Origin of the sequence: Pectobacterium sp. CHL-2024 (assembly GCF_044751765.1) — a bacterium.
Lineage (GTDB): Bacteria > Pseudomonadota > Gammaproteobacteria > Enterobacterales > Enterobacteriaceae > Pectobacterium > Pectobacterium brasiliense.
Genome location: NZ_JBIXKO010000002.1, coordinates 403,388 through 413,286, shown reverse-complemented (window position 1 = coordinate 413,286; position 9,899 = coordinate 403,388). Strand labels below are relative to the sequence as shown.

Sequence of the window (9,899 nt, the reverse complement as noted above, 5' to 3'; positions counted from 1 at the left end):
CGGGATCGAACCGCCGACCCCCTCCTTGTAAGGGAGGTGCTCTCCCAGCTGAGCTAATCACCCCCGCTGTGTGGAGTCGCATTATAGGGATCCTTGAATGTGAGTCAACGCTTTTTAAAACTAAAATGATTGTTCGTTGCAAAATTAGTCAAGACGTCGTATTTATCGCCGTTGGTGCTGCATCCTTGCGCAATTCAGCCTGTTATCTTGCCATCGCTAGCAGAATAAAAGCATGTGCGGCATGTTACGGCGTTGAGGAATCGAAGCAGAGTGATAGAATGTTGCCCACTTTTGTTCTCTGAGCTTATGTCGGTCTATGCCGACAGCCGTTGCGTAATAAGGCTGTAATCCCAAATGAAAATCAAAACCCGTTTCGCCCCTAGTCCTACTGGCTATCTCCACGTCGGCGGCGCTCGTACCGCACTGTATTCCTGGCTGTTTGCCCGTCATCATGACGGCGAGTTCGTGCTGCGTATTGAAGATACCGATCTGGAGCGTTCAACTCAGGACGCGATTGATGCCATTATGGATGGTATGAACTGGCTGAGCCTGAACTGGGATGAAGGCCCGTACTACCAGACTAAACGTTTTGACCGTTACAACGCCGTAATCGATCAGATGCTGGAAAACGGTACGGCCTATAAGTGCTATTGCTCTAAAGAACGTCTGGAAGCGCTGCGTGAAAAGCAGATGGAAAACGGCGAAAAACCACGTTACGACGGCTGTTGCCGTGGCTCTCACGAACATCATGCTGATAATGAGCCGCACGTCGTGCGTTTCCTCAACCCGCAGGAAGGCTCGGTCATCTTCAATGACCGCATTCGCGGGCCGATCGAATTCAGCAATCAGGAGCTCGACGACCTGATTATCCGTCGTACTGACGGTTCACCGACCTACAATTTCTGTGTCGTTATCGATGACTGGGATATGGAAATCACGCACGTTATCCGTGGTGAAGACCATATCAACAACACGCCGCGCCAGATCAACATCCTGAAAGCGCTGGGCGCACCAGTGCCGGAATATGCGCATGTGTCGATGATCCTGGGCGACGACGGTAAGAAATTGTCCAAGCGTCACGGCGCTGTGGGTGTAATGCAATACCGCGATGACGGCTATCTGCCGGAAGCACTGCTGAACTATCTGGTGCGTTTAGGCTGGTCGTCTGGCGATCAGGAAATCTTCTCTATAGATGAGATGAAATCGCTGTTCTCGCTGGATGCCGTCAACAAATCGGCGAGCGCTTTCAATACTGAGAAGCTGCAGTGGCTGAACCATCACTATATTAACCATTTACCCGCAGAATACGTGGCGACGCATCTGTCATGGCATATCGAGCAGGCTGGAATTGATACCCGCACTGGGCCGCAGCTGAGCGAACTGGTTGGTTTGCTGGGCGAACGCTGCAAAACATTGAAAGAAATGGCGGACTCTTGCCGTTATTTCTATGAAGATTTTGCTGAGTTTGATGCCGATGCTGCGAAGAAACACCTGCGCCCGGTTGCCCGTCAGCCGCTTGAGCTGGTACGCGAGAAGCTGGCCGCGATAACGAGCTGGACGCCGGAGAATATCCATCATGCCATTCAGGGCACGGCGGACGAGCTGGGTCAGGGCATGGGTAAAGTCGGTATGCCACTGCGCGTTGCGGTAACCGGCGCGGGTCAGTCTCCGGGCGTTGACGTGACTGTGCATGCGATTGGTCAACAGCGTTCGCTGGCGCGTATTGATAAAGCGTTGGCATTCATTGCTGAGCGTGAAGCGCAGCAATAAGCCCTACTGCATGAATAGACAAGAAGCCCCGGCCAAATGCTGGGGCTTTTTATTTATGACTTAGCGCATTATTGACCGGCGATAGCAACCGCTTTACCGATGGCATCGGGGATCACGTCGCCGTGCCCTTTACCGGGGAACAGAATAAAGTCGGCTTTTGTGCCTTGTTCGTTGAGCTGTGCGATCAGCGCTGTTGCTCTTTCCACCATTTTTCTTTGGCTGAGACGCTCTGCCCGCTTTTCATCAACAGGTTTACCCGCCTGCGTTTTGGCTGGCTCATCTTCATTTGCCCCTGCCGTGACGGTAATGGATTGTGGCGGTGTCGCGAGCAGCGGCGTTCTTGTCGGAATCACAACGCCATTTCCCCACCAGATAGACGGGCTTGCGGCAACATAACGCTGGAAAGATTCGGTGTGGTTAAAAAGCGTATAGAGCGTAAACAGACCGCCGAAAGAGTGTCCGGCCAGCGTTTGTTTTTGCTTATTCACGGCGTAGTTCGCTTCAACCCAGGGTTTTACCGTGGATTGCAGGAATTGATAAAACGCCTCAGCTTCGCCGCCTGCGGCAAAATCTGGGTCGGTGAGCGTTGTCGGTGGCGTGTAGTCACGCGTTCTGGCGGGGACATCGTAAGGCTTATCGATCGGATAACCCACGGCGACAATCAGCGGTGCAGCGCCATTTTTTGCATTATAGCTATTTACGGCAACGGGAAACTGAGCATTGCCGTCCAGCATATACAGAACCGGATAACCCCCTTCAGGTGCCGGTTGGCGGGGAAGTGCGATAAAAAGCCGATAGGCATGCTGCGCATCGCTTTTCATCTCAATTTGCCTGATCTCAAATTGAGCTTTCGCTTGTTCGGTCATATCGGGAATGGTGGGCTGTGCACGAACAGGCAACATGCCAGAGGCAGATACCATCATAGAAAATACAATCATAGGAAAATAGCGCATGTGATGGGGCTTATATAGGAGGCAGAAGCGTAACGTGAAGTGATGATAATAAATCGCGTTATCGTTAGCAGCTTTTTATTGTGCTTATGATGAGATGACATCGAAATGGCCGCCTGTTTTTTCTTACCTTTGGCGTCTTTTTCAGCGGTTAATCGGATAACCGGATTTAGCCGTTGACACTGCGAATCGGGTTTCATATTATGCGACGCGTTCGCACAGTACTTGCTTTCACGGTGATGCTGTAAGATACGGGGCTATAGCTCAGCTGGGAGAGCGCTTGCATGGCATGCAAGAGGTCAGCGGTTCGATCCCGCTTAGCTCCACCAAACACTCCCTCTGTTTGGTTGATTATCACGAACATTCCACACGTTGTGGGGCTATAGCTCAGCTGGGAGAGCGCTTGCATGGCATGCAAGAGGTCAGCGGTTCGATCCCGCTTAGCTCCACCAAACACTCCCTCTGTTTGGTTGATTATCACGAACATTCCACACGTTGTGGGGCTATAGCTCAGCTGGGAGAGCGCTTGCATGGCATGCAAGAGGTCAGCGGTTCGATCCCGCTTAGCTCCACCAAATCATCGCATTACTCCTTGTTTCATTCCGTTTTTTCAATTTCTCCCTATTCAATTAACGTTTTTCATTTGCTTAATACGTTCGTCAGTGATTACTTGTAAACCATTCTTTATAAACGATTTTTTGTGAATCATTCTTTGTAAACGACAGTTGGCTGCCTTCATTTTTTGAAGACAACCAAACCGTTATCGCTTAAGCCTCTTCCGGGAGCCTTGGCGTCCAGTCTATTGGTGACAGCCCTTGCTGTTCCAAAAGCTGATTAGCCTGCGAAAAATGCTTACAACCCAAGAAACCGCGGTGTGCAGATAGAGGGGAAGGGTGCGGTGATTTCAGAATATGGTGACGCTGCTGATCAATGATGTTGCCTTTTTTCTGTGCATGCGATCCCCATAGCAGAAAGACCAGACCTTCCCGCTGCTCATTCAATGCCGCGATGACGCGGTCAGTAAACGTTTCCCAGCCCAAATTAGCATGAGAGTGTGCCTGTCCTGCTTCAACGGTTAATACCGTGTTGAGCAGTAAAACGCCTTGCTCCGCCCAGCTTTGTAGAAAACCATGCCGTGGAATTTCAAATCCAGGGATGTCGCTCGCTAATTCTTTATAAATATTGCCCAGAGAAGGCGGAGCGGGTACGCCAGGACGTACCGAGAACGACAGTCCGTGTGCCTGATTTGGGCCGTGATAGGGATCTTGTCCCAGAATGACGACTTTGACCTGATGCAGTTCGGTAAAGCGGAACGCGTTGAAAACATCCTTCTGCGGAGGATAGATAGTTTTACCCGCTGCGCGTTCTTTCCCAACGAATTCAAGGGTGTTAATGAAGTAAGGCTGCTGCTTTTCTTGTGCCAGCACGTCATGCCAGGTGAGAGAGGTCGCCATCATGCACTCTTTTTTTACAGGTTGAATGGTGTTGCGGGTAGCTTACCGATCTATCGTGCCGAGGTAAAACCGTAACCGTTGCTGTCGCAATGAAAACGCCTTTTTTGAAAAAAAATTGAAAATTTACAAAAATATTTGCAATTCGGCGTCTTGGTAATATTGATATAAAACAATAAATTGCCTTCGTGTAGTTAAGTGGTGGGGTTTTAAAATTGATTTAAGTCAAGGATGTCCCGTTATCAGGCTGGTATATAAGGGGGTAGATACAAACAGTTTTATACGACCGTTACGAAATCTGGCCGTTTTTAACTAAAACCGTTTTTAACTCAGTCAGTTTTAACTAAGTCAGTTTTTAACTACGTTCGTTTTTAACTAAGACAATAACACGCCGTTTTACGGAGGCAATTATGGTTACTGGTATTCAAATCACCAAGGCTAACGACAGCGCGCTGATCAATTCTTTCTGGTTGCTGGATGAAGAAAAATCACAGGCGCGTTGCGTGTGTGCTAAATCGGGTTATAGCGAAGATCAAATCGTTCCGGTGAGCGATCTGGGTCAGATCGAGTATCGTGAAATTCCGCTGGAAATCAAACCTGAAGTGCGTGTGGAAGGCGGTCAACACCTGAACGTAAACGTTCTGCGCCGTGAGACGCTGGAAGATGCCGTTAAGCATCCGGAAAACTATCCGCAGCTGACTATCCGCGTATCTGGCTACGCTGTGCGTTTCAACTCACTGACGCCAGAGCAGCAACGCGACGTTATCGCTCGTACTTTTACCGCAAGCCTGTAAGTTGTTACTCAAGCCTTAACAAAAAGGGAGCCGAAGCTCCCTTTTTTATGTCTCTATTTTATCGAGGTTTTACTCGGCAGAGGGTTCGTCGGTTTTCTGCGTTGGTTGACGACGCTTACCAATATTTTTAGCATCGCGATGACGAACTTTTACCTTAACTTTTTCTTTTTCCTTCTCTTTTTTCTCTTGTCGCTTAGCCAGCACTTTTTTCGACGGTTTGCCCGTCGTTTTGGCGCTTGGCGCTTTAGTCGCCGGGCGGAGTTCTTCAATGACGCGCGGTTTTAGCGGTTCATTCAAGTAGCGACTGATTTTTCCCAGCAGCAGATGGTCGTGCGCTTCGACAAAAGAGATAGCACAGCCTTTACGACCGGCGCGACCAGTACGGCCGATACGGTGAAGGTAAGTATCGGCTGTGCGCGGCAAGTCGAAGTTAAATACGTGGCTGACATCGTCAATATCAATACCGCGCGCGGCGATATCGGTTGCCACCAGCACGTTGACACGCCCGTCGCTCAGACGTTTGATCGCCTCATTACGTTTGGCCTGCACCATTTCGCCTTCGAGATAGCAGGAGTTAATGCCCGCTTCACGTAGCCAGGCAACCAGCTCATGCACACGCTCACGCTTGCGTACAAAGACGATAGAACGCGTCACATCCGGTTGTTTTAACTGGTGGCAGAGCAGCGCCGTTTTGTGTTTGAGATCGTCAGCGCGGTAATACCATTGCAGAATTTTTTTACGTTCCCGACGCGATGGGTCGGATTCGATTTCAACGGGCTCGTTGAGCAAGCGCTCGGCGAAATCTTTGATCGCGTCCCCTTCCAGCGTCGCAGAAAACAGCATCGTTTGCTTGCGCCAGCGGGTTTCTCCGGCGATGTGTTCAATATCCTGAGCGAAGCCCATATCCAGCATTCTGTCTGCTTCATCCAGAATCAGCGTTTCTACCGCGCGGCAATCGAAGTTTTCTTCTTTAATGTATTGCAGCAGACGGCCCGTCGTCGCGACGACGATATCCTGATTTTCACTGAAGACTTCTGCGTGGTTCATGTAGGCCACGCCGCCGGTGATCGTGGCGATATCAAGGTGCGTATGCGCTGCAAACGCTCGCGCCTGATCGGCTACCTGCATGGCGAGTTCACGGGTTGGTGTGAGGATCAGAATACGAGGTGGACCCGATTTTTTACGAGGGAAATCGATAAGATGCTGCAAAACCGGCAGCAGATAGGCGGCGGTTTTACCTGTTCCTGTTGGCGCGGAGCCCAGTACGTCGCGGCCTTCCATCGCCGGAGGGATCGCCTCAGCTTGAATCACGGTCGGGCGCTCGTAGCCCATGTCGCGCAGGGCGTCTAACAGGCTTTCATCAAGATCAAGCTCGGAAAAATTGGTTACAGTCATGGTCTACCTCTATTTGGGGCGCCGATTATAGACGGATTGGCCGGTTTCTTCACCTGTTTAAGCAGACATCGGCACTTTTCCTGTACTGATGTTTCACCTATGCTACTGCGGTTTGCGTTTGGAATCTTATTTTCATGAGTCATCAGGCTGATAATAAACTGACACTGCGTCGGGATGGATTTACCTTCAAGCAATTCTTTGTGGCGCACGATCGTTGTGCCATGAAGGTGGGAACCGACGGCATTTTGCTGGGTGCCTGGACGCCGATGTCTTCAGCCACACGGATTCTGGATATTGGCAGCGGCTCCGGCCTTCTCGCGCTAATGCTGGCGCAACGTTCTGAACCGCATGTTCAGATTGATGCCGTCGAACTGGATAGCGCCGCCAGCGATCAGGCGAAAGAAAATGTTGCTGCTTCTCCATGGGCTGACAGAATCACGGTGTATGCTGAGGATATCGTCAGTTTTGCTGAGACGCGAGCCGCCGACTATTCGTTGATTATCAGTAACCCGCCTTATTTCCCGCCGGGGATCGCGTGCGGGTCGGCTCAGCGCGATCAGGCTCGCTATACCACGTTGTTAACCCATGAAGCGCTGTTGCGCTGTGCCCATCAACTGCTGATGCCTGAAGGGTTTTTCTGCGTGGTGCTGCCGGTTCAGGTTGCTGAGCATTTTATTCCGCTGGCGCAGCAGCACAATTGGCACGTTCACCAGCAGCTTCACGTATCGGAGCAGGAAGAAAAACCTGCGCATCGCGTTTTGCTGGCGCTGTCTCGTCAGGAAAGAGAATGTGCGAATTCCTCACTGGTCATTCGTGATGCCGAAAGGCGCTACTCGACGGATTTCCAGCGGCTGACAAAAGATTTTTATCTCTTTATGTAGATGGCAGACGCCTTGTAGCGGCGTCTGCCTTTTCTGAGCGAACGATTTCTCTATGCGTTACGGCACCAGAATGGTGGGGGTTGGGGTGTCGAACTGCTCTGGGTAGTCCAGTGTGTAATGTAGCCCGCGGCTTTCTTTTCTTTCCAACGCACAGCGGACGATGAGTTCGGCAACCTGCACCAGATTACGCAGTTCCAGCAAATTGTTGGAGATACGGAAGTGGGCGTAGTACTCATTGATTTCCTGCTGAAGCAGTTGGATGCGACGTTGTGCCCGCTCCAGTCGTTTAGTCGTCCGCACGATCCCTACGTAGTCCCACATAAACAGGCGCAGCTCGTGCCAGTTATGCTGGATCACCACTTGTTCGTCGGAGTTGTCGACCTGGCTTTCATCCCAATCTGGTAACTTTTTCACTGCTTTGATTTGCGGTAAGCGCTGCAAAATATCCTCAGCGGCTGACCAGCCGTAAACCAGACACTCAAGTAATGAGTTGGATGCCATGCGGTTTGCGCCATGCAATCCGGTGTAGCTGACTTCGCCAATTGCATACAGGCCGTCAAGATCGGTACGACCATGCTGATCGACCAGCACGCCGCCGCACGTGTAGTGTGCTGCGGGCACGATCGGTATCGGCTCACGCGTCAGATCGATGCCAAGAGACTGTAGTTTTTCATCGATAGTGGGGAAGTGCTGTTTGATGAATGCTTCGGGCTTGTGACTGATATCCAGATACATACAGTCTGCGCCAAGCCGTTTCATCTCATGGTCAATCGCGCGGGCGACCACGTCGCGCGGTGCCAGTTCGCCTCTGGCATCGAAATCGGGCATAAAGCGTGTGCCGTCAGGACGTTTAAGGTACGCGCCTTCACCGCGCAGCGCTTCCGTTAGCAGGAAATTTCGTGCCTGCGGGTGGAACAGACAGGTCGGGTGAAACTGATTGAACTCCAGATTTGCCACGCGGCAACCCGCACGCCAGGCCATGGCGATGCCATCGCCAGAGGAAATATCGGGGTTCGTGGTGTATTGATAAACTTTGGATGCGCCGCCGGTCGCCAGAACCACCGTTTTCGCCCGGCAGGATTCTACGCGTTCCCGTTCACGGTTCCATATATAAGCACCGACAATGCGGCGTGTGCCGGGCAGACCCAGCTTATTCGAGGTAATTAAATCGACGGCGTTGCAGCGTTCCATAATCCGAATATTCGGATGAGATAGCGCTTTCTGCACCAGCGTGTTTTCCACTTCTTTGCCCGTTGCATCCGCGGCATGCAGAATTCGACGATGGCTGTGCCCGCCTTCGCGCGTGAGATGGTAACGCTCTTCGCCGCTGGTGCTGGTTTCGGTATCGAACAGCACGCCTTGTTCGATCAGCCATTGCACGCAGTGTTTGGCATTGCTGGCGATAAACTCAACGGCTTCCCGTTCACACAGGCCATCGCCAGCGATCAGGGTATCTTCGATATGGGAGTCAATCGTGTCCGTTTCATCGAAAACGGCGGCGATACCGCCCTGAGCATAAAACGTTGCGCCTTCGTTGAGTGGGCCTTTGCTTAATACCGTCACGTTGGCTTGTGAAGCCAGACGCAGCGCCAGTGAAAGCCCGGCAGCACCGCTGCCAATGATTAAAACATCACAGACGTATTCAGTGGTCGTTTGCATGATCGTGTCGTGGGTGCAAAAAGAAGAGGAAATCCGATGGTAGCACCCAATGGTTGATTGCTGCATTGGTTTTTAGCCCCATTTCTACGCTATAAATAAGCGAAGAGTAGGGCGTGCTGAATCGTGCGCATACCCCAGATTTATCGTATCATCCTCGGAGAAGCGTAGAGCCTCAGATGAAGACCATTTTTGATGAAGAAAATGTGTGATGATACGCATCGCAAAGACGAGTAACGGCGCTAAGCAAAAGAAAAATGATGACTCGGAACTTTATTGGATGTCTTGGTTCTAATGAGGAGCTTGCTCTAAATATGACTTATATAGCTGGCAGTACTATTTTACGTGTGGAGAACGGTTTGAGTAGAGATTACCTCGGATGAGCGAGCAACTGGCAGATCAGGTTCTGGTCGAGCGAGTCCAAAAAGGCGATCAAAAATCGTTTAACTTGTTGGTCGTTCGTTATCAGCATAAGGTAGCGAGCCTGGTATCACGGTATGTTCCCCAAGGGGACGTGCCGGACGTGGTACAGGAATCGTTTATTAAAGCCTATCGCGCGTTAGAGTCATTCCGCGGCGATAGCGCGTTCTATACGTGGCTGTATCGTATCGCAGTGAATACGGCCAAGAATTATCTGGTAGCTCAGGGACGCCGCCCGCCTTCCAGCGATATTGATGCCAATGATGCGGAAAACTATGAAAATGCGGGTGCACTGAAAGAAATATCGAACCCTGAGAATTTAATGTTGTCAGAGGAATTACGAAGCATCGTTTTCCGAACTATTGAGTCTTTACCGGAAGATTTACGTTTAGCGATTACGCTGCGTGAGTTGGACGGTTTAAGCTACGAAGAGATCGCCGTGATTATGGATTGTCCCGTCGGCACTGTTCGTTCTCGTATTTTCCGGGCGCGGGAAGCGATTGATAATAAAGTACAACCGCTTATTCAGCGCTAGCGAGCGTTTTCAGCTATCCGCATGACTAATGATGGATTTGACAAGGT

Annotated in this window: 8 protein-coding genes and 3 tRNA genes; 7 read left to right on the top strand and 4 right to left on the bottom strand. The window is 50.9% G+C overall.

Annotated features, from left to right (window positions below):
* Positions 1-354: 354 nt before the first annotated feature.
* A complete protein-coding gene (gltX, locus tag ACIPUG_RS06760) occupies positions 355-1,770 on the top strand; it encodes a glutamate--tRNA ligase (protein WP_039499521.1) in 1,416 nt (471 codons plus the stop codon).
* Between the two features lie 68 nt (positions 1,771-1,838).
* Here gltX and ACIPUG_RS06755 read toward each other — a convergent pair whose 3' ends face one another.
* Entirely contained in the window at positions 1,839-2,693 is an 855-nt protein-coding gene (locus ACIPUG_RS06755) for an alpha/beta hydrolase (protein WP_400337956.1), read from the bottom strand.
* Positions 2,694-2,973: 280 nt separating this feature from the next.
* Between ACIPUG_RS06755 and ACIPUG_RS06750 the strand changes: the two genes are divergently transcribed.
* From ACIPUG_RS06750 to ACIPUG_RS06740, 3 genes are all read left to right on the top strand, one after another.
* A tRNA-Ala gene (locus ACIPUG_RS06750) sits at positions 2,974-3,049 on the top strand.
* A 47-nt stretch (positions 3,050-3,096) separates the two neighbouring features.
* A tRNA-Ala gene (locus ACIPUG_RS06745) sits at positions 3,097-3,172 on the top strand.
* A gap of 47 nt (positions 3,173-3,219) precedes the next feature.
* Positions 3,220-3,295: transfer RNA gene (locus ACIPUG_RS06740), tRNA-Ala, on the top strand.
* A gap of 192 nt (positions 3,296-3,487) precedes the next feature.
* On the opposite strand, the gene ung is transcribed toward ACIPUG_RS06740, so the two are convergent.
* The gene (ung, locus tag ACIPUG_RS06735; RefSeq protein ID WP_012822888.1) at positions 3,488-4,174 is read right to left on the bottom strand and encodes a uracil-DNA glycosylase; all 687 of its coding nucleotides are present in this window, start codon (positions 4,172-4,174) and stop codon (positions 3,488-3,490) included.
* A gap of 407 nt (positions 4,175-4,581) precedes the next feature.
* On the opposite strand from ung, the gene grcA reads away from it, so the two are divergent.
* Complete coding sequence (grcA, locus tag ACIPUG_RS06730; protein ID WP_005973551.1) at positions 4,582-4,965, top strand: autonomous glycyl radical cofactor GrcA; 384 nt, start codon at positions 4,582-4,584, stop codon at positions 4,963-4,965.
* A 69-nt stretch (positions 4,966-5,034) separates the two neighbouring features.
* Here the strand turns inward: grcA and srmB are convergent, their stop codons facing one another.
* Entirely contained in the window at positions 5,035-6,360 is a 1,326-nt protein-coding gene (gene srmB / locus ACIPUG_RS06725) for an ATP-dependent RNA helicase SrmB (RefSeq protein WP_039284402.1), read from the bottom strand.
* A 134-nt stretch (positions 6,361-6,494) separates the two neighbouring features.
* Between srmB and ACIPUG_RS06720 the strand changes: the two genes are divergently transcribed.
* Positions 6,495-7,241 carry a tRNA1(Val) (adenine(37)-N6)-methyltransferase gene (locus tag ACIPUG_RS06720; protein ID WP_400337954.1) on the top strand — a complete coding sequence of 249 codons (747 nt, stop codon included), beginning with the start codon at positions 6,495-6,497 and terminating at the stop codon, positions 7,239-7,241.
* A 57-nt stretch (positions 7,242-7,298) separates the two neighbouring features.
* Here ACIPUG_RS06720 and nadB read toward each other — a convergent pair whose 3' ends face one another.
* On the bottom strand, positions 7,299-8,900 hold the full coding sequence (gene nadB, locus ACIPUG_RS06715; RefSeq protein ID WP_014916253.1) for an L-aspartate oxidase: 1,602 nt from the start codon (positions 8,898-8,900) through the stop codon (positions 7,299-7,301).
* A 376-nt stretch (positions 8,901-9,276) separates the two neighbouring features.
* Here nadB and rpoE point away from each other — a divergent pair, with 376 nt between their 5' ends.
* Entirely contained in the window at positions 9,277-9,852 is a 576-nt protein-coding gene (gene rpoE, locus ACIPUG_RS06710; RefSeq protein ID WP_005973561.1) for an RNA polymerase sigma factor RpoE, read from the top strand.
* Positions 9,853-9,899: the final 47 nt, after the last annotated feature.